The 19,870-nt window shown below is 51.4% G+C and carries 22 protein-coding genes, 1 pseudogene and 2 other annotated features; of the genes and pseudogenes, 7 read left to right on the top strand and 16 right to left on the bottom strand.

Going from position 1 to position 19,870, the window contains the following annotated elements; all coding sequences use genetic code 11:
* The first annotated feature begins 212 nt into the window (after positions 1–212).
* Both yhaO and yhaM read left to right on the top strand, forming a co-directional pair.
* Entirely contained in the window at positions 213–1,544 is a 1,332-nt protein-coding gene (gene yhaO / locus SF3151) for a transport system permease (RefSeq protein NP_708915.1), read from the top strand.
* A 27-nt stretch (positions 1,545–1,571) separates the two neighbouring features.
* A complete protein-coding gene (gene yhaM / locus SF3150; protein NP_708914.3) occupies positions 1,572–2,882 on the top strand; it encodes a hypothetical protein in 1,311 nt (436 codons plus the stop codon).
* A gap of 211 nt (positions 2,883–3,093) precedes the next feature.
* Here yhaM and yhaL read toward each other — a convergent pair whose 3' ends face one another.
* Both yhaL and yhaK read right to left on the bottom strand, forming a co-directional pair.
* A complete protein-coding gene (yhaL, locus tag SF3149; protein NP_708913.2) occupies positions 3,094–3,258 on the bottom strand; it encodes a hypothetical protein in 165 nt (54 codons plus the stop codon).
* Between the two features lie 22 nt (positions 3,259–3,280).
* Positions 3,281–3,982 carry a hypothetical protein gene (yhaK, locus tag SF3148; protein NP_708912.1) on the bottom strand — a complete coding sequence of 234 codons (702 nt, stop codon included), beginning with the start codon at positions 3,980–3,982 and terminating at the stop codon, positions 3,281–3,283.
* 104 nt (positions 3,983–4,086) lie between these two features.
* Here yhaK and yhaJ point away from each other — a divergent pair, with 104 nt between their 5' ends.
* Positions 4,087–4,983, top strand: a complete 897-nt coding sequence (yhaJ, locus tag SF3147) for a LysR family transcriptional regulator (protein ID NP_708911.1) — start codon at positions 4,087–4,089, stop codon at positions 4,981–4,983.
* A 206-nt stretch (positions 4,984–5,189) separates the two neighbouring features.
* Here the strand turns inward: yhaJ and yhaH are convergent, their stop codons facing one another.
* The 12 genes and pseudogenes from yhaH to insA form a co-directional block, all read right to left on the bottom strand.
* On the bottom strand, positions 5,190–5,558 hold the full coding sequence (gene yhaH, locus SF3146; RefSeq protein NP_708910.2) for a cytochrome: 369 nt from the start codon (positions 5,556–5,558) through the stop codon (positions 5,190–5,192).
* Between the two features lie 292 nt (positions 5,559–5,850).
* Entirely contained in the window at positions 5,851–6,837 is a 987-nt protein-coding gene (gene yqjG, locus SF3145; protein ID NP_708909.2) for a transferase, read from the bottom strand.
* Between the two features lie 69 nt (positions 6,838–6,906).
* Entirely contained in the window at positions 6,907–7,293 is a 387-nt protein-coding gene (locus tag SF3144) for a hypothetical protein (protein NP_708908.1), read from the bottom strand.
* A gap of 95 nt (positions 7,294–7,388) precedes the next feature.
* A complete protein-coding gene (locus SF3143; RefSeq protein NP_708907.1) occupies positions 7,389–7,688 on the bottom strand; it encodes a hypothetical protein in 300 nt (99 codons plus the stop codon).
* The gene (gene yqjE / locus SF3142) at positions 7,678–8,082 is read right to left on the bottom strand and encodes a hypothetical protein (RefSeq protein ID NP_708906.1); all 405 of its coding nucleotides are present in this window, start codon (positions 8,080–8,082) and stop codon (positions 7,678–7,680) included. Before yqjE ends, SF3143 begins: the two co-directional genes overlap by 11 nt.
* Before the next feature lie 2 nt (positions 8,083–8,084).
* Positions 8,085–8,390, bottom strand: a complete 306-nt coding sequence (yqjD, locus tag SF3141; protein NP_708905.2) for a hypothetical protein — start codon at positions 8,388–8,390, stop codon at positions 8,085–8,087.
* A 37-nt stretch (positions 8,391–8,427) separates the two neighbouring features.
* Positions 8,428–8,797, bottom strand: a sequence feature (Similar to Escherichia coli K12 conserved hypothetical protein gi: 2367195 (128 aa). BLAST with identity of 99% in 123 aa. This CDS ontains frameshift. The sequence has been checked and is believed to be correct.).
* Positions 8,428–8,797 (bottom strand): annotated as a pseudogene (gene yqjC / locus SF3140). It overlaps the preceding feature by 370 nt.
* 131 nt (positions 8,798–8,928) lie before the next feature.
* On the bottom strand, positions 8,929–9,297 hold the full coding sequence (gene yqjB / locus SF3139; protein NP_708904.2) for an EnvZ/OmpR regulon moderator: 369 nt from the start codon (positions 9,295–9,297) through the stop codon (positions 8,929–8,931).
* A gap of 18 nt (positions 9,298–9,315) precedes the next feature.
* Positions 9,316–9,978 carry a hypothetical protein gene (yqjA, locus tag SF3138; protein ID NP_708903.1) on the bottom strand — a complete coding sequence of 221 codons (663 nt, stop codon included), beginning with the start codon at positions 9,976–9,978 and terminating at the stop codon, positions 9,316–9,318.
* 344 nt (positions 9,979–10,322) lie between these two features.
* Positions 10,323–11,099, bottom strand: a complete 777-nt coding sequence (exuR, locus tag SF3137) for a DNA-binding transcriptional repressor ExuR (RefSeq protein NP_708902.1) — start codon at positions 11,097–11,099, stop codon at positions 10,323–10,325.
* Positions 11,100–11,191: 92 nt separating this feature from the next.
* Positions 11,192–11,959, bottom strand: a mobile genetic element.
* On the bottom strand, positions 11,207–11,602 hold the full coding sequence (gene insB, locus SF3136) for an insertion element IS1 protein InsB (RefSeq protein NP_708901.1): 396 nt from the start codon (positions 11,600–11,602) through the stop codon (positions 11,207–11,209). (Overlaps the previous feature by 396 nt.)
* Positions 11,629–11,904 (bottom strand): insertion element IS1 protein InsA, encoded by a 276-nt coding sequence (gene insA, locus SF3135; RefSeq protein NP_708900.1) that lies wholly within the window; start codon positions 11,902–11,904, stop codon positions 11,629–11,631. Its footprint lies within the feature at positions 11,192–11,959.
* 91 nt (positions 11,960–12,050) lie before the next feature.
* On the opposite strand from insA, the gene SF3134 reads away from it, so the two are divergent.
* Complete coding sequence (locus SF3134) at positions 12,051–12,683, top strand: hypothetical protein (RefSeq protein NP_708899.2); 633 nt, start codon at positions 12,051–12,053, stop codon at positions 12,681–12,683.
* A gap of 87 nt (positions 12,684–12,770) precedes the next feature.
* On the opposite strand, the gene exuT is transcribed toward SF3134, so the two are convergent.
* Complete coding sequence (gene exuT / locus SF3133) at positions 12,771–14,069, bottom strand: hexuronates transporter (protein ID NP_708898.2); 1,299 nt, start codon at positions 14,067–14,069, stop codon at positions 12,771–12,773.
* A gap of 484 nt (positions 14,070–14,553) precedes the next feature.
* Between exuT and uxaC the strand changes: the two genes are divergently transcribed.
* From uxaC to ygjV, 3 genes are all read left to right on the top strand, one after another.
* Positions 14,554–15,966: a glucuronate isomerase gene (gene uxaC, locus SF3132; RefSeq protein NP_708897.2), complete on the top strand. Its 1,413-nt coding sequence runs from the start codon at positions 14,554–14,556 to the stop codon at positions 15,964–15,966.
* Between the two features lie 14 nt (positions 15,967–15,980).
* Positions 15,981–17,468: an altronate hydrolase gene (uxaA, locus tag SF3131; RefSeq protein NP_708896.1), complete on the top strand. Its 1,488-nt coding sequence runs from the start codon at positions 15,981–15,983 to the stop codon at positions 17,466–17,468.
* 82 nt (positions 17,469–17,550) lie between these two features.
* Positions 17,551–18,102, top strand: a complete 552-nt coding sequence (ygjV, locus tag SF3130; protein NP_708895.1) for a hypothetical protein — start codon at positions 17,551–17,553, stop codon at positions 18,100–18,102.
* Positions 18,103–18,106: 4 nt separating this feature from the next.
* Here ygjV and ygjU read toward each other — a convergent pair whose 3' ends face one another.
* A complete protein-coding gene (gene ygjU, locus SF3129) occupies positions 18,107–19,351 on the bottom strand; it encodes a serine/threonine transporter SstT (RefSeq protein NP_708894.1) in 1,245 nt (414 codons plus the stop codon).
* Positions 19,352–19,870: the final 519 nt, after the last annotated feature.

Raw genomic sequence — 19,870 nt, 5'->3', positions numbered from 1 at the left:
AAATAGAGAATGAATATTCTCTTGTGATTAATTTAGTAGAAAATTCTTATCCATCTCCGTTATTTTAAAGTCTTGATTGTGAAGATTTTCTCTGACCTCGCGCGTATCATTTCTTTATTCTAATAACTCGCCTGCAAAAACGTAGACCGCATATCGCCTTGATGCGGCTCGGAAAAAAATAATAAGCCCTACAAAATATTGAGCGAGAAATTATGGAAATTGCATCGAATAAAGGCGTCATTGCAGACGCTTCGACCCCGGCGGGTCGTGCTGGAATGAGTGAGAGCGAGTGGCGAGAAGCGATCAAATTCGACAGTACTGACACCGGCTGGGTGATTATGAGTATCGGGATGGCGATTGGCGCGGGGATTGTTTTTCTCCCGGTGCAGGTCGGTTTGATGGGATTGTGGGTATTTTTGCTCTCATCGGTGATTGGTTACCCGGCAATGTATCTGTTTCAGCGGTTGTTTATTAATACGCTGGCAGAATCACCAGAATGTAAAGATTACCCGAGTGTCATTAGCGGTTATTTAGGTAAAAACTGGGGCATCCTGTTAGGTGCGCTCTATTTCGTAATGCTGGTGATTTGGATGTTCGTCTATTCCACCGCCATCACCAACGATAGTGCTTCCTATCTGCATACCTTCGGCGTGACGGAAGGGTTGCTGTCAGACAGTCCCTTTTATGGTCTGGTACTGATTTGCATTCTGGTGGCGATCTCTTCACGCGGCGAGAAATTGTTATTCAAAATTTCGACCGACATGGTGCTGACCAAGCTGCTGGTAGTCGCTGCGCTGGGCGTGTCGATGGTGGGAATGTGGCATCTGTATAACGTCGGTTCGCTACCGCCGCTGGGGCTGCTGGTGAAAAACGCCATTATTACGCTGCCGTTTACCCTGACGTCGATTCTGTTTATCCAGACGTTAAGCCCGATGGTGATCTCTTATCGCTCGCGGGAAAAATCAATTGAAGTGGCGCGGCATAAAGCATTGCGGGCAATGAATATCGCGTTTGGCATTTTGTTTGTCACCGTCTTTTTCTACGCCGTGTCGTTCACGCTGGCGATGGGACATGACGAAGCGGTAAAAGCCTACGAGCAGAATATTTCCGCGCTGGCGATTGCCGCACAGTTTATTAGCGGTGACGGCGCAGCGTGGGTGAAAGTGGTCAGCGTCATTCTCAATATCTTTGCTGTCATGACTGCATTCTTTGGCGTCTATTTAGGCTTTCGCGAAGCAACGCAAGGGATCGTAATGAACATCCTGCGTCGCAAGATGCCTGCCGAGAAGATTAACGAAAATCTTGTTCAGCGCGGCATCATGATTTTCGCCATTTTGCTGGCCTGGAGCTCCATCGTACTGAACGCACCGGTGTTGAGCTTCACCTCTATCTGTAGCCCGATTTTCGGCATGGTAGGGTGCCTGATCCCGGCGTGGCTGGTTTACAAAGTACCGGCATTGCACAAATACAAAGGGATGTCTCTGTACCTGATTATCGTCACTGGTTTGTTGCTTTGTGTTTCTCTGTTCCTGGCATTTTCTTGATTTACCTGAAATTTTAAGGTTTTTAATATGTTTGATTCGACTTTAAATCCGTTATGGCAGCGTTACATCCTCGCCGTTCAGGAGGAAGTAAAACCGGCGCTGGGATGTACTGAACCGATTTCACTGGCGCTGGCGGCGGCGGTTGCTGCGGCAGAACTGGAAGGTCCGGTTGAACGTGTAGAAGCCTGGGTTTCGCCAAATCTGATGAAGAACGGTCTGGGCGTCACCGTTCCCGGCACGGGAATGGTGGGGCTGCCGATTGCGGCGGCGCTGGGGGCGTTAGGTGGAAATGCCAACGCCGGGCTGGAAGTGCTGAAAGACGCAACTGCGCAGGCAATTGCCGATGCCAAAGCACTGCTGGCGGCGGGGAAAGTCTCTGTTAAGATCCAGGAACCTTGCAATGAAATCCTCTTCTCACGCGCCAAAGTCTGGAACGGTGAGAAGTGGGCGTGTGTCACCATCGTCGGCGGGCATACCAACATTGTGCATATTGAGACGCACAATGGTGTGGTGTTTACCCACCAGGCGTGTGTGGCAGAGGGCGAGCAAGAGTCGCCGCTGACGGTGCTTTCCAGAACGACGCTGGCTGAGATCCTGAAGTTCGTCAATGAAGTCCCATTTGCGGCGATCCGCTTTATTCTCGATTCCGCGAAGCTAAATTGTGCGTTATCGCAGGAAGGTTTGAGCGGTAAGTGGGGGCTGCATATTGGCGCGACGCTGGAAAAACAGTGCGAGCGCGGTTTGCTGGCGAAAGATCTCTCTTCATCCATTGTGATTCGTACCAGCGCGGCATCCGATGCGCGTATGGGCGGCGCTACGCTTCCGGCTATGAGTAACTCCGGCTCGGGTAACCAGGGGATCACTGCAATAATGCCTGTGGTGGTTGTAGCAGAACACTTCGGAGCGGATGATGAACGACTGGCGCGTGCGCTGATGCTTTCTCATTTGAGCGCAATTTACATCCATAACCAGTTACCGCGTTTGTCTGCACTTTGTGCCGCAACGACCGCAGCAATGGGGGCCGCCGCCGGGATGGCATGGCTGGTGGATGGGCGTTATGAAACTATCTCGATGGCGATCAGCAGTATGATCGGCGATGTCAGCGGCATGATTTGCGATGGTGCGTCGAACAGCTGCGCGATGAAGGTTTCGACCAGTGCTTCGGCTGCGTGGAAAGCGGTGTTAATGGCGCTGGATGATACCGCCGTGACTGGCAATGAAGGGATCGTGGCGCATGATGTTGAGCAGTCGATTGCCAACCTGTGTGCGTTAGCAAGCCATTCGATGCAGCAAACGGATCGGCAGATTATCGAGATTATGGCGAGCAAGGCCAGATAAACGCCAGGTTTTGAGTATTGTGCCGGATGCGATGCTGGCGCACCTTATCCGGCCTACGGGGTGCTCAACTTGTTGATGTTGTTGTGTTTTGTACCTGATGCCGGATGCGATGCTGGCGCATCTTATCCGGCCTACGGGGTGTTTAATTTGTTGATGTTGTTGTGTTTTGTAGGCCGGATAAGGCGTTTACGCCGCATCCGGCAACCTGTCTTTACGCGGTAGCTTCATCCTCGGCTAAACGCGTTTCAGCATCCGCGACGATAGCTTCCAGCTCGCTCAACATCTCTTCATAGCCAAAATTTTTGGCGGTGCGAGCAGGTTCTTTCGCCACCACGGGCTTCGCTGGCTGGCGCTTTTTGGTCGATTTTTTACTCATCATCATCTCCCTGTAAAAACAACTAGACAGGCAAATCTATCAGCAAAGCGCGCAGTGGGGAATCGGCAACCAGCGTAATGTTAGCCTCGTCACGAATAAACGCCCCATCACCGCAGGTTAGCGCCGCTTTCTCTTCATGATGCGTAAGCGCATGAAATTTCCCGTGAATCGATTGCAAATACGCGCGTGGCCCATGCAACTGGAAATTCGCACTTTCGCCTTTGTCGAGCACGATATGGTGCAGCCACACTTGTTGGCGTAATTGCAGGCTTCCCATCGCACCCTCTGGCGAGGCGATTAATTGCTGCTTGTCCATATTAAGCGCCAGCTTTTGAATCAGCGGATTCTCTCGCTGCGGGCAGGTATCCAGCCAAAGCTGCATTCGCGTTAACGGTTTGTCTTTGCTGAGATTGTGTTCGCTATAGCTGACACCCGGCTGGGTAGAGAGCAGCAACGCCTCTCCGGCGCTGGCCTGAACATGATTGCCTTCGCTGTCGCGATACTCTGCTTCTCCATCCAGAATCACATTTAAAATATCGACTTTGGGATAGGTTCGCGGCTGAAAGGCGGCACCTGGGGCCAGCACTTCCTGGTTAAGCACACGCAGGGAGGCATAGCCTAACAATTTCGGGTCGAAGTAGTGTCCAAAGGAAAAAGTATACCGGGCCTGCAACCATCCGTAGTCTGCTTGTCCACACTGCCTGGCAGTTCGGGTAGTAATCATAATTCTTGACCTCTCTTTACTTCCTTTTATGGTAAGGGGCTGGACGCTACATTGTTAGCCAGATATTCTGCCCGGTATGTTCAAATTTCCTGAATGAGAACGAAATGGCCAAAGAAAGGGCATTAACGCTGGAAGCACTACGGGTTATGGATGCGATCGATCGCCGGGGCAGTTTTGCGGCGGCAGCGGATGAGCTGGGACGCGTGCCTTCCGCACTTAGCTACACCATGCAAAAACTGGAAGAAGAGCTGGATGTGGTGCTGTTTGACCGCTCGGGCCATCGCACCAAATTCACCAATGTCGGGAGGATGTTGCTGGAGCGAGGGCGCGTTTTGCTGGAAGCCGCAGATAAACTGACTACTGATGCGGAAGCTCTCGCGCGCGGTTGGGAAACGCATCTCACCATTGTGACCGAAGCGCTGGTACCGACACCTGCCTTTTTCCCGTTAATCGACAAACTGGCGGCAAAAGCCAATACCCAACTGGCAATCATCACAGAAGTGCTGGCGGGGGCGTGGGAACGGCTGGAGCAGGGGCGGGCGGATATCGTTATCGCGCCGGATATGCATTTTCGTTCCTCGTCGGAGATCAACTCGCGCAAGCTCTATACGTTAATGAACGTCTACGTTGCCGCGCCTGATCACCCGATTCATCAGGAGCCGGAACCGTTATCTGAAGTGACGCGTGTGAAATATCGTGGAATTGCGGTAGCGGATACCGCTCGTGAGCGCCCGGTGTTGACCGTACAGCTGCTGGACAAACAGCCGCGCTTAACGGTGAGCACGATTGAAGATAAACGTCAGGCATTACTGGCGGGGCTTGGCGTGGCGACGATGCCGTATCCGATGGTCGAAAAAGATATTGCGGAAGGGCGGTTGCGTGTCGTCAGCCCGGAATCGACCAGCGAGATCGATATTATTATGGCCTGGCGTCGTGACAGTATGGGGGAAGCGAAATCCTGGTGTCTGCGGGAAATTCCAAAGTTGTTCGCTGGAAAATAATCTATTAAGCACCTTTCACAAGGTGCTTCTGACTGCTGACAAACGCAAAACTGCCTGATGCGCTACGCTTATCAGGCCTACGCAGTCACTGCAATATATTGAATTTTGGCAATTTGTAGGCTGGATAAGGCGTTTACGCCGCATCCGGCATAAACAAAGCGCACTTTGTCAACAATTTGAAGCACCTTTTACAAGGTGCTTAATCATTATTCTTGTTCCAGTTTTGGATCTGGTCCAAAGCGGTTTTCGCCTGGCGTACCCGCCTGGCAGTTAAAGACGATGATAATAAGCCAGCCGATAAACGGGATTAAGAATAGCAGTGCCCACCACGCCGAGCGGTCGGTGTCGTGCAGGCGGCGGAACTGAACCGCCCACCACGGTAAAAACACCAGAATACCGTAGATTATCGTCAGGATGCCTTCGCCACCAGCGCGTTGCCAGCCTAACATTTTATCCAGCAGCCCCAGCACGAACGTAAAGATGATGTTGACCAGAATAAACATCCAGTACTCTTTGCGCCGCGCACGACCCCGGAAACCGACATAATTTTTTAGTACTTTCAGATACCAGTCCATTTTTGCCTCAATTTTGCTCAATCACTTGTTTTTAAAGCAGCAAATTAAGAATAGACGTGAATGAAATGGCAGTAAATATTCGTTCAAGGAATTAATAAAGTGCCGTGAAGGCGCGCTAAGACTGATGGCAAGCGCAAAATCGCCAGATGCGCTACGCTTATCTGGCCTACGCGGTCATTGTAACATATTGAATATAAACGCTTTGTAGGTTTGATAAGGCGTTCACGCCGCATCCGACATGAACAACATGCACTTAGCTAATTATCAGAGGCACCTCGTAAGGTGCCTTTTTTTAACCGAAGCGAACATCTCGTCCATGCGGTTCATCGAGATCCTGCCACGGACCAATTGAAATAATCCCCGTAGGGTTGATGGTCTTATGGCTGCGGAAGTAATGATTACGGATGTGATCGAAATTGACAGTTTCGGCGATCCCCGGCATCTGGTAGATATCGCGCAGGAAGCCATACAGATTCAGGTAATCGCTGATGCGGTGCTTATCACACTTGAAGTGGGTCACATACACTGGATCAAAACGCACCAGCGTAGTCCACAGGCGAATATCGGCTTCGGTTAGCTGGTTGCCGGTCAGGTAACGATGCTGGCCTAAAATCTGCTCCAGTCGCGCCAGCGATTCAAACACTTTCGCCACCGCCTCGTCGTAGGCTTGCTGGCTGGTGGCAAAACCAGCTTTATACACGCCGTTGTTAACGGTGTCATAAATCCAGCCGTTAAGTTCGTCAATTTTCGTTTGCAGGGCTGGTGGGTAGTAATCACCCGCTTTTGCGCCCAGCGCATCAAACGCGGTATTGAACATGCGGATGATTTCTGCTGATTCGTTGCTGACGATGGTGTGGTTCTTTTTGTCCCACAGCACGGGAACAGTAACTCGTCCGCTGTAGTGTGGATCGGCGTGGAGATAAAGCTGATACAGAAATTCATGTTGATAGAGCGTATCTCCGGTTGCTCCCGGAAAACTGTCATCAAAGGTCCAGCCGTTTTCCAGCATCAGCGGGTTCACTACGGAAACGGAAATAAACGGTTCCAGTCCTTTGAGTTTGCGCATGATCAGCGTGCGGTGCGCCCACGGGCAGGCGAGTGAAACATAGAGATGATAACGATCTTTCTCTGCGATAAAACCGCCTGTGCCAGTGGGGCCAGGTGCGCCATCGGCAGTGAGCCAGTTACGAAATGCGGAAGCTGAACGTTGAAATTTACCGCCGGTAGATTTGGTATCGTACCAGGTGTCATGCCAGACGCCGTCAATCAGTTGACCCATTTTTCTCTCCTCCAATAGCAAAAACGAGGAGCTTCCTCCTCGTTTTTTATCGTTAAGTATAGCGCGTGCTTACCACTTTTTATTCAGCAGGCGGCCGATGCTATACGCGCCCGGACCGGTAATTGCCAGCAGCAGGAATCCGCCAGAAATTGTCAGGTTTTTCATGAACATCAGCGAGTTGACGCCTTCAGCAAAGTTGCTGTGAAATAAAAATGCCGTCAGCAGCATAAAACCCGGGACACCCATTGCTTCCATATATTGTTGGGTACCAGAGTAAGCGGTGATTTTTCCCCAGCCTGCGGTAATAAACAGAATCGGCATTAAAATGTGCGCTACCAGTACACCAACATCTTCTAATTTTTTCATCATACTCTCCACTGCGCCACTCAGGCTGCTGATTGTTTTTTTGTGCAAGGGCGCGCTATTAGCGTCGTTGCTGTCGATGGAGAGAATCATAAACGTGGTGAATGATGATTGTTAGCAAGGAAAACTGTCAAAAATATTCAAAAAATTTGATGGATAAGGCCGGAATTGCTCCGGCCAGAGGGAAGTTAACCGCGAAGCTGTTGCTGCTTGAGGGTCGTTTTAACCAGACGCCAGGCGCTCCATACGCCAAAACCGCGTCTGGCCCAGCGGACCAGCATATTAGGATGGCGAATCGTCCAGATCGCCATCACTCTACTGCCAACCAGCGCCCAGGAGCGCAGACTTAGCAGCATATTCCAGCGACGATCGTAAGCGCCTGTTGCCTCCAGCCATTCACGACTACTGGCGGAAAGATCCAGCCGTTGTTGCTGGATCTGGCTAAGCAGTTGCGCCTTACGTCGTTCACGTTCGACTTTACTGCTCACGGGACTCCTCCTCGAGCAGTTGCCGATCGTTTGCCAGCTCATGGCGTGTATGGCGCAGCAAGGTGGATTTACGCGATTTACGTAACGTCCAGATACCGCCAATCAGTGCCAGTAGCAGCAACACCACGGTGGTGGCAATCATCGCATTCAGGCGATATTGCGGATCAACCGCCCAAATAATTAGCACCATCAGGCTCATAAGACCAAATGCAGCGAAAAGCATCGTCAGGCCCAGCATCAGTAAAAGTTGAAAGAGATTAGCTTTTTCCTCTTCCAGCTCCACCACCGCCAGCCGCAGACGTGTTTCCACCATTTCAACCATGATGGAAACAATTCGCTGCCCGATGCCCAGAACGCTTTTACCGGGCCCTTGCGCGTGATGAGTGTCCGCCATAATTAACGACGCGACAGCAGAACGCCGAGCACTACACCGATTGCAGCGCCAATTCCCACGCCGGTCCACGGATTTTCACGCACATACTCATCAGCACGCGCCGCCGCGACACGGGTTTGTTTGGCGATGGCATCACCGGTTTCACCCAGGCGATAACGGCTCTGTTTCAGTGCCTGCTCCGCTTTGCTACGAATCTTACTCAACTCTTCTTTCGACTTCTCGCCAGATGAGCTAAGCACCTCTTCCAGCGTATCGGAAAGGGATTTCAACTCAGCACGCAGATGTTCCGTAGTGTGTTCTTTCGACATAGTTTTCTCCAGGTGAGTAAGTAGTGACTATTGTGAGTTAGTAGTCGCGCGCTTCCAGCTTTTTCAGCTCTTCCTGCGCTTCTGCCAGTTTCCGTTCTATCGGCATCGCCTTTTTGCTTCGCCTCGGCTAAATCTTGCTGGCGTTCCGCCACCTCATCTTTCTGCTTTGCGATTTTCTTGTGATGATCGGCACGCAGCTGGCTATCTGAACAGTTGGCCCGGACTTCACTCAGGGCTTTATTCAGACCGTCAATACGATTCTGGTTTTGGTGTTTTTCGGCATAGCTGATCTCCTTAAGGATATTTTGCTCCTTTTCCTGACACAGGGTAGTGGCATAACTACCGGCACTAAGAGCAAAGAGAGAAACAGCTAAAGCGATGCGGTATTTCATTCTTGAACCTTCCATTGTGATTCGGACCTATTACAAAGGAACGATTGTCCAGACAACGAAGCGGTAGTGTTAACCACCGCCTCATTAATCATAGACAGTTACGGTGAAATCACCAAAGTGAGTGATATGTTTCGGATAACAGGAAGTTATCCGAAGCGATGAGAGTTATCCCGTAACCGGGTCAGCCACTGCATAGCCTGACTGTTATTGTCCTGCTGCGCAATGATGTAGCCATGGGGCAATGTTCTGTCGAGGACCGCTTTTGCGGCGGCGCTCTGGTCGCTGGAGTCAAATGTAATTAACAGAGTGTCGTTTTTGGGGGTGATACTTTTGAAAGGAATGCCATGAGCGTCAAGGTGATGCCAGATCGAAAAACCGTCTGGCATCGTTGTGCCTTGATGAACGGCACGAATCGCCAGCGTAGACTCTTGCTGGCGAACCGCGGACCAGGCCAGCAACAGCGTGCCGACCAGAAGTAAAACAGTGCCGGACCAGGCTAGCTGGCGAAGCGACATGCGAGGTATTTGCATCCCTTACCCCCGATTTCCATATTTCTTTTTCCATAACACGACCAGAGAACCTGCCAGGCCAAACACCAGCAGCACCACCGGGAGCAGCATCAGGCATGACATCAGCTGGTCCTCGTACTTTAAAAATACCGGCGTTTTGCCGAGCATGTAACCCAGAGTTGTCAGGATCAATACCCACAGCAGACCGCTCATCCAGTTGAAGAACTGAAAGCGCGCGTTATTCAGCCCTGATAACCCGGCAATCGTCGGCAGCAGTGTTCTGACAAATGCAATAAAGCGACCAATTAACAGCGCCGATAAACCGTGTTTATGAAAAAGATGGTGTGCGCGTTGATGATAATGCGCGGGTAAATGAGATAGCCAGTTTTGTACGGTGCGGGTATTGCCCAGCCATCGCCCCTGAATATAGCTGACCCAGCAACCGAGGCTGGCGGCAACGGTCAGCAGCAGAATCGTTTGCGGGTAACCCATCGCGCCTTTCGCAATCAACACGCCGACCAATACCAGTAAACTGTCGCCCGGTAAAAAGGCCGCCGGAAGCAAGCCATTTTCAAGGAACAAAATTACAAACAAGACAAAATACAACATGCCAATCATCGATGGATTGGCCAGGGTTTCAAAATCCTGCGCCCACAGGGCTTGCAGCAATTGGGTCAAAAGTTCCATTCATTATTCCTGGTGAATCGGTTAACGCCACGCTGGTTTTAAAAGATGCACTACCGCAATGTTATTGCTGTTTTGGTATGTTCTGCGGGTTTGATACATCAACACAGCCTGAACTATTCCCTGTTAAAACGTGAGATAAGAAAGCATTCAAAAGCATAAATTCAAATTGAATCTAATTGTAACAAAGGTCAACGTTGTTCGTTATCAAAATTACATGTCCGTGGAGTCTGATTTTGCTGATTGCAGGGGAGGGTGGCGAGAGGATTTACACAGGCTGACACTTTATACTTTTCGCTTACCGACGAGACAAACAGGCGCATTGCAGCGCCTGTCGGACAGGAATTTCATTTGCTGCCGCTGGTGGCCGTATCGAGATGCACTACCGGGTTTTCGGCGAACAGATAGCGGTCGGCATTGAACTCGAAATCGTCGCTGGTTTCGTTAAATAACATGATTTTGGTGTTTTCCAGATGCTGCCACATTGCCAGCTTAGCAGCATGAGGATCTTTGCGAATTAACGCCTTGAGAATTTGATCGTGGTCATCACACCAGTTATCAACGGTACGGGAATCAATGTGTTCGTGTAGTTTTTTCCAGTACGGGTTATGGCTACGCTGGGTCCACATTTTTTCAACGATGGCCGCCAGGGCGGAGTTCTGCGTCGCCAGGGCTACCTGAATGTGGAACTGTAAATCCCACTCGGAATCACGGAAGCATTGTTCGCCGCGCGCCTGTTCCTGAATGGCCATCAGTTTCATGATGTCTTGTTTCGTTACCTGAGTTGCCGCGAACTCGGCAATATTACTTTCGATGAGCTGGCGAGCCTGAAGCAACTCAAACGGACCGTAATTGGCGAATTCCATATTATTGTCAGCCGCCTGCTGATGACGCGGCTGGTTGGAAACCACATGAATACCTGAACCTTTACGCACCTCCACATAGCCTTCAACTTCCAGCATGATGATGGCTTCACGAACTACCGTTCGGCTGACGTTCTTTTCATCGGCAATAAAGCGTTCGGCAGGCAGTTTATCACCCACCAGATAGACGCCCTGTTCAATGCGCTCTTTCAGGTCAGCAGCAAGTTGTTGATACAAACGGCGTGGTTCAGTGATTTCCATATGCGTCTCCCGGAGTGGAATGCGGACGAAGTTATCATACCACTTTATTCATGGGTATGCCATTGGTCATATATAAATTTGATGATTGAATTGGTAATGACTCCAACTTACTGATAGTGTTTTATGTTCAGATAATGCCCGATGACCTTGTCATGCAGCTCCACCGATTTTGAGAACGACAGTGACTTCCGTCCCAGCCTTGCCAGATGTTGTCTCAGATTCAGATTATGTCGCTCAATGCGCTGAGTGTAACGCTTGCTGATAACGTGCAGCTTTCCCTTCAGGCGTGATTCATACAGCGGCCAGCCATCCGTCATCCATACCACGACCTCAAAGGCCGACAGCAGGCTCAGAAGACGCTCCAGTGTGGCCAGAGTGCGTTCACCGAAGACGTGCGCCACAACCGTCCTCCGTATCCTGTCATACGCGTAAAACAGCCAGCGCTGACGTGATTTAGCACCGACGTAGCCCCAATGTTCGTCCATTTCAGCGCAGACAATCACATCACTGCCCGGTTGTATGCGCGAGGTTACCGACTGCGGCCTGAGTTTTTTAAGTGACGTAAAACCGTGTTGAGGCCAACGCCCATAATGCGTGCACTGGCGCGACATCCGACGCCATTCATGGCCATATCAATGATTTTCTGGTGCGTACCGGGCTGAGAGGCGGTGTAAGTGAACTGTAGTTGCCATGTTTTACGGCAATGAGAGCAGAGATAGCGCAGATGTCCGGCAGTGCTTTTGCCGTTACGCACCACGCCTTCAGTAGCGGAGCAGGAAGGACATCTGATGGAAATGGAAGCCACGCAAGCACCTTAAAATCACCATCATACACTAAATCAGTAAGTTGGCAGCATTACCGGATTCTAATAGATCTTCATGTACAGAAGATGGTCAACATTATTATATATACGATACAAAGTTTCTTACGCTCTACCTTGAGCAGACAGAGATGAAGAATTTGCCGATTGGTGGCGTCTGGAAGGGGAAAGTTAAATTACATTCGAACAGCCCGGCCCAGGACTATTTCGCAAATATTACCCTGAATACGCTCGACCCCAACCATATTGACGTGTTCTTCCCGGAGTTCGCCCACGCCACGCCAAGGGTGCAGTTAGACTTGCATCCAACAGGAAGCGTTAACGGCAGCAACTACGCGCAAGATCTGACCATGTTGGACATGTGCCTGTACGATGGTTTTAACGGTAATGCCATCAGTTATGAAATCATGCTCAAAGATGAAGGGCGACCAGCTGCAGGGCGCAGAGACGGTTACTTCTCTATCTATCGTCAGGGAGGGACCACCACCGACGAGGGAGAACGCATTGATTACCGGGTCAAAATGTACAACCCGGAAACCGGTGGGCAAATTGATGTGCGCAATAATGAAAATATGGTCTGGAACAGCATTAACCTGAAACGTGTGCGTCCGGTGGTACTGCCCGGTATTCGCTATGCCGTGATGTGTGTGCCGACACCCTTGACTCTGGCAGTCGATAAATTCAGCGTGATGGATAAACAGGCCGGGTACTACATGGGCAAATTGTCAGTAATCTTTACGCCTTCCTTGCCAACCATCAATTAACCCTGCAAACCGGACAAACGCTTTTTTCTATATAAACGACGAAGTCGGGTTATAAGGTGGCTATGTGCCTCTAACTTACGTTAAACGTTAATGTTGCGGTGCGGGATCGTTATGTGTTTCCTGCGCCACCTCAATCGCCGGTTTGTTCTGCAATACGGTCCAGATAACCAGCGCACCCAGCAGGTCAAATACTGCCAGAACTGCGAACAGCGGGCTGAAGCCGATGGTGTCAGCCAGTGCACCGACAACCAGCGCAAACAGCGTACTTGCCAGCCATGCGGACATCCCGGTTAAACCGTTCGCCGTCGCCACTTCGTTACGACCGAACACGTCAGAAGAGAGCGTAATCAGCGCGCCAGACAGTGCCTGGTGGGCAAAACCACCGATACACAGCAGCATAATTGCGACATACGGGTTGGTGAACAGACCGATCATACCCGGGCCAATCATCAGCACAGCACCCAGCGTTACGACCATCTTACGGGAAACGATCAGGTTCACACCAAACCAACGCTGGAACAGCGGCGGCAGGTAACCACCGAGGATACAACCGAGGTCAGCAAACAGCATCGGCATCCAGGCGAACATCGCGATCTCTTTCAGGTTAAAGCCGTAAACTTTAAACATGAACAGCGGGATCCACGCGTTAAAAGTACCCCAGGCCGGTTCTGCAAGGAAACGCGGCAGTGCGATACCCCAGAACTGACGGTTACGCAGGATCTGACCAACGGACATTTTCTTCGCCGTGCTCACCTGGTGCTGGGCTTCCTGACCATTAATAATATAGTCGCGTTCTTCATCGGTCAGATGCTTCTGGTCGCGCGGATGTTTATAGAAAATCAGCCATGCCATCGCCCAGATAAAGCTCAATGCACCGGAGATGATAAATGCCATCTGCCAGCTGTGCATCACGATTGCCCATACCACCAGCGGCGGCGCAATCATCGCACCAATCGAAGAACCTACGTTAAAGTAGCCTACTGCGATGGAACGCTCTTTCGCCGGGAACCATTCGGAGCTGGCTTTCAGACCCGCCGGGATCATCGCTGCTTCCGCGGCACCGACCGCACCACGAGCAACAGCTAGGCCACCCCAGCTACCTGCCAGCGCGGTTGCACCACAGAACACGGCCCACAGCACAGCAAACATTGCATAACCGATTTTCGTACCCAGCACATCCAGTACATAACCTGCTACCGGTTGCATGACCGTATAAGCAGCAGAATAGGCTGCGATGATATAGGAATACTGTTGGGTGGAGATGTTTAACTCTTCCATCAGAGTTGGCGCAGCTGCCGCCACAGTGTTACGCGTCAGGTAACCAAGCACGGTGCCGAGCGTCACCAGTGCGATCATATACCAACGTAACCCTTTAATTTTACGCATGTAAAACCTCATCGTTTTGTTATATCCGCAGGAAGCGCGGCCATCATCCCGCCAGAGGCTGAAGATGTTAGTTACGACCGGGTAACCGAAAAAAAAAACCGGCACGCCCCGAACGTTGCCATGAAAGTTTCGTGCTAATTCGGCTTCCGTACCGGTTAACCCGATTCATCTAACAAATGAATGAATCGGCAATTTGCATTCCGTCGACTTATGATTTGCGACGGCAGAAAGATAACTTGTCATACAACCTTAAAAGGTGAGAGCCATCACAAATGTGCGAATATTTGTAGGGACATTACCTGACGACAGCGAGGCCAGTACTGGCGCGGCCTGCAGCGAGATTTACCACTTTGAGAGTAATTTTTTTAACTACGTTTATTGATCTAACTCACGAAAATATCTTCGGACTCTGGAAATTGGTGTGATAACTTTGTCAGCATCGCACCATAAGCAAGCTAGCTCACTCGTTGAGAGGAAGACGAAAATGACTCCGTTTATGACTGAAGATTTCCTGTTAGATACCGAATTTGCCCGCCGTCTGTATCACGACTACGCAAAAGACCAGCCGATTTTCGATTACCATTGCCATTTGCCGCCGCAGCAGATTGCGGAAGACTATCGTTTTAAAAACCTGTATGACATCTGGTTGAAGGGCGATCACTACAAATGGCGCGCTATGCGTACCAACGGTGTGGCTGAGCGTCTGTGTACTGGTGATGCGTCTGACCGTGAAAAATTTGACGCCTGGGCGGCGACTGTTCCGCACACTATCGGCAACCCGTTATACCACTGGACGCACCTCGAACTGCGTCGTCCGTTCGGTATCACTGGCAAATTGCTTTCTCCGTCAACTGCCGATGAAATCTGGAACGAATGTAACGAACTGCTGGCGCAGGATAACTTCTCCGCGCGCGGCATCATGCAGCAGATGAACGTGAAAATGGTCGGCACCACCGATGACCCGATCGATTCTCTGGAGCATCACGCAGAGATCGCCAAAGACGGCTCTTTCACCATCAAAGTGCTGCCGAGCTGGCGTCCGGACAAAGCCTTCAATATCGAACAGGCGACCTTTAACGACTACATGGCGAAGCTGGGCGAAGTTTCCGATACCGACATTCGCCGCTTTGCTGACCTGCAAACTGCCTTGACCAAACGTCTGGATCACTTCGCCGCTCACGGCTGTAAAGTGTCTGACCATGCGCTGGACGTGGTGATGTTTGCTGAAGCGAACGAAGCGGAACTGGACAGCATTCTGGCGCGCCGTCTGGCTGGCGAAACCCTGAGCGAGCACGAAGTGGCACAGTTCAAAACTGCGGTACTGGTGTTCCTTGGTGCCGAATATGCACGTCGCGGCTGGGTACAGCAGTACCACATTGGCGCGCTGCGTAATAACAACCTGCGTCAGTTCAAACTGCTGGGGCCGGATGTAGGCTTTGACTCCATCAACGACCGTCCGATGGCGGAAGAGTTGTCTAAGCTGCTGAGCAAGCAGAACGAAGAAAACCTGCTGCCGAAAACCATTCTCTACTGCCTGAACCCGCGCGATAACGAAGTGCTGGGCACCATGATCGGTAACTTCCAGGGCGAAGGTATGCCGGGCAAAATGCAGTTCGGTTCCGGCTGGTGGTTTAACGATCAGAAAGACGGTATGGAACGTCAGATGACCCAACTGGCGCAGCTCGGTCTGCTGAGCCGCTTTGTCGGTATGCTGACTGACAGCCGTAGCTTCCTGTCATACACCCGTCACGAATACTTCCGCCGCATTCTGTGCCAGATGATCGGTCGCTGGGTGGAAGCGGGCGAAGCACCGGCGGACATCAACCTGCTGGGCGAGATGGTGAAAAATATTTGCTTTAACAATGCGCGTGACTACTTCGCCATTGAACTGAACTAAGGTCTGGGGTTGATATGCAATACATCAAGATCCATGCGCTGGATAACGTCGCGGTCGCTTTAGCAGATTTGGCTGAAGGCACAGAAGTCAGTGTCGATAACCAGACTGTTACGCTGCGCCAGGATGTTGCTCGTGGACATAAATTTGCGTTAACGGATATCGCAAAAGGGGCCAACGTCATCAAATATGGCCTGCCGATTGGTTATGCATTGGCGGATATTGCGGCGGGGGAACACGTCCACGCCCACAATACGCGCACGAATCTGAGCGATCTGGATCAGTATCGCTATCAACTTGATTTTCAGGATCTGCCTGCGCAAGCGGCAGATCCTGAAGTGCAGATCTATCGTCGCGCTAACGGCGATGTCGGGGTGCGTAACGAGCTGTGGATCCTGCCAACCGTGGGCTGTGTCAACGGCATCGCGCGGCAAATCCAGAACCGTTTCCTGAAAGAGACCAACAACGCCGAAGGTACCGACGGCGTGTTCCTCTTCAGCCACACCTATGGCTGCTCACAACTGGGCGACGATCACATCAACACCCGCACCATGCTGCAAAACATGGTGCGCCACCCGAACGCGGGCGCAGTGCTGGTGATTGGTCTGGGCTGTGAAAACAACCAGGTTGCCGCATTCCGTGAAACGTTGGGCGATATCGATCCTGAACGCGTTCATTTCATGATCTGCCAACAGCAGGATGATGAGATCGAAGCCGGGATCGAGCATTTGCATCAGCTGTATAACGTGATGCGCAACGATAAACGCGAGCCAGGCAAACTCAGCGAACTGAAGTTTGGTCTGGAGTGCGGTGGTTCTGACGGTCTTTCTGGTATTACTGCTAACCCGATGCTGGGGCGTTTCTCTGACTACGTGATTGCTAACGGCGGTACTACCGTACTGACCGAAGTGCCGGAGATGTTTGGCGCAGAGCAGTTGCTGATGGACCATTGCCGCGACGAAGCAACGTTTGAAAAACTGGTCACCATGGTCAACGACTTCAAACAGTACTTTATTGCCCATGATCAGCCGATCTACGAAAACCCATCACCGGGGAACAAAGCGGGCGGTATCACCACGCTGGAAGACAAATCACTTGGCTGTACCCAGAAAGCGGGTTCCAGTGTCGTGGTTGACGTGCTGCGTTACGGCGAGCGTCTGAAAACGCCAGGGCTGAACTTGTTAAGTGCGCCGGGTAACGATGCCGTAGCGACCAGCGCCCTGGCGGGTGCGGGCTGCCATATGGTGCTGTTCAGTACTGGTCGCGGCACGCCATACGGTGGATTTGTGCCGACGGTGAAAATCGCCACCAACAGTGAACTGGCGGCGAAGAAAAAACACTGGATCGACTTTGACGCGGGTCAGCTGATCCACGGTAAAGCGATGCCGCAGTTGCTGGAAGAATTTATCGACACCATCGTTGAGTTTGCCAACGGTAAGCAAACCTGCAACGAGCGTAACGACTTCCGCGAACTGGCGATCTTCAAAAGCGGCGTAACGCTATAAAGTCGAAATGAGTTGTTAATAAAAAACGGCGTTTCATAATGTGAAGCGCCGTTTGCTTTTCCATACCTGCTAAGGATTTATCATGACCGCGTATTGGCTGGCCCAGGGCGTGGGTGTCATCGCCTTTCTGATTGGTATCACAACATTTTTCAATCGTGACGAACGTCGCTTCAAAAAGCAGCTTTCGGTCTATAGCGCCGTTATTGGCGTACATTTTTTTCTTCTGGGCACCTATCCCGCTGGTGCCAGTGCCATCCTTAATGCCATTCGTACATTGATTACCTTACGCACGCGCAGCTTATGGGTAATGGCGATTTTTATTGTGCTGACTGGCGGAATTGGCCTCGCGAAGTTCCATCATCCTGTCGAACTATTGCCGGTTATCGGTACGATTGTCAGTACCTGGGCGCTGTTCCGCTGTAAAGGGCTCACCATGCGCTGCGTGATGTGGTTTTCAACGTGTTGCTGGGTGATTCACAACTTCTGGGCGGGGTCGATAGGCGGCACGATGATTGAGGGTAGTTTTCTGCTTATGAATGGCCTGAATATCATTCGTTTCTGGCGGATGCAGAAAAGGGGAATTGATCCGTTTAAAGTAGAGAAAACCCCTCCCGCCATAGACGAAAGGGGTTAAACAATTAATTACGCAGGGCGCTATTTGCCAGACGATCGTCTTCCGCCTGGCAAGCTGCCGCAGTGAACAGCACGTCAGTTGAAGAGTTCAGCGCGGTTTCGCAAGAGTCCTGCAATACGCCGATAATAAAGCCGACGGCAACCACCTGCATGGCGATATCGTTCGAAATACCGAACATATTACAGGCCAGTGGGATCAGCAGCAAAGAACCCCCCGCCACGCCGGATGCGCCACAGGCACACAGAGAAGCCACTACGCTCAACAGCAGCGCTGTGGGCAGATCGACCGGAATACCCAGCGTATTAACCGCAGCCAGCGTCAACACGGTAATGGTGATTGCTGCGCCCGCCATATTGATGGTGGCTCCCAGCGGAATAGAAACTGAATAGGTATCGCGATCCAGATTCAGCTTTTCACACAGCGCCATATTCACCGGAATGTTCGCTGCAGAGCTGCGGGTGAAGAAGGCATACACACCGCTTTCGCGCAGGCACAGCAGCACCAGCGGGAACGGGTTACGACGAATTTTCCACCACACCAGCAATGGGTTAACCACCAGCGCCACCAGTAACATACAGCCAACCAGCACGACCAGCAGTTGCGCGTAGCCCCACAGTGTGGAGAAACCGGTGGTTGCCAGGGTAGAAGAAACCAGCCCAAAAATACCGAACGGTGCGAAGCGAATGACCAGTTTCACCATAAAGGTAACGGCATTCGACATATCATTGACCAGGTTTTTGGTGGTCTCGTTACCGTGACGCAGTGCGAAGCCGAGGCCGATCGCCCACACCAGAATCCCGATGTAGTTACCTTTCAGCAGGGCGTCGATGGGGTTGGAAACCATGCTCATTACCAGTCCGCGCATCACTTCGACAATGCCTGACGGCGGCGAAATATCACCCGCGCTACTGGACAAGTGCAGGGTAGAAGGGAAGGCAAAGCTGAAGACTACTGCGGCCAGAGCTGCAGAGAAGGTGCCCAGCAGATAGAGGAACAAAATAGGACGGATATTGGTTTTCTGCCCGTGCTGGTGGTTAGCAATAGATGCCATTACCAGCATCAACACCAGGATGGGGGCAACAGCTTTCAGTGCGCCGACGAACAAAGTACCTAACAGACCAACAGCTTCCGCCGCGGGTTTTGAGATCCATGCCAGAAGAATCCCCAGAACAAGGCCGACCAGGATTTGTTTTACCAGGCTGCCATGAGCCAGACGCCGGAATAGCCCCGGTGAACGTTGCGTAGTCATTTTTCGATCCTTTCATTGTGTTGTCGCACATCCCTGGTGCGTTCTGTCGACGCATCTTTCAGGATGTAACAAAGTGTTTGCAAGGTCGAGTATAAGGAAAGTTACAGCTTCGGGAAGCGAAAAATGCTGGATTTTAAAGAGAGGTCATGTTTTGCAACTTAATGGTTGCATTTATTTAACATAAACAGAGGGAAGGACTGGCTACTAAGGCTGATTAGATAACATATGGGCAAAACTATTTGGAATATGAGAACGGTTGCGCTCCTTTAACGTGTTATGCCATATAAAGTCACTGGCGCAGGGAGCGCGCAGGGGGCAGCCAGTCGCCGCCGCCCCCTGCACCCCCAGGCTCTGGCGAACAAAATCGCCGCTGCGCGGTTCCCTCAGCCTATCCCTTGCGGCTACCGGTCTAGGAATGGCTTAATATACAGCGAATCATTCTGTCGGGCGCAAGGTAACGTCCCTGTAAGATGCGCCCTCGCCCCGGCCTCCAGGGAACGCTTCGGCGATTTTGACGCC

Origin of the sequence: Shigella flexneri 2a str. 301 (genome assembly GCF_000006925.2) — a bacterium.
GTDB lineage: Bacteria > Pseudomonadota > Gammaproteobacteria > Enterobacterales > Enterobacteriaceae > ECMA0423.
This window is presented reverse-complemented; position numbering and strand designations above follow the sequence as displayed.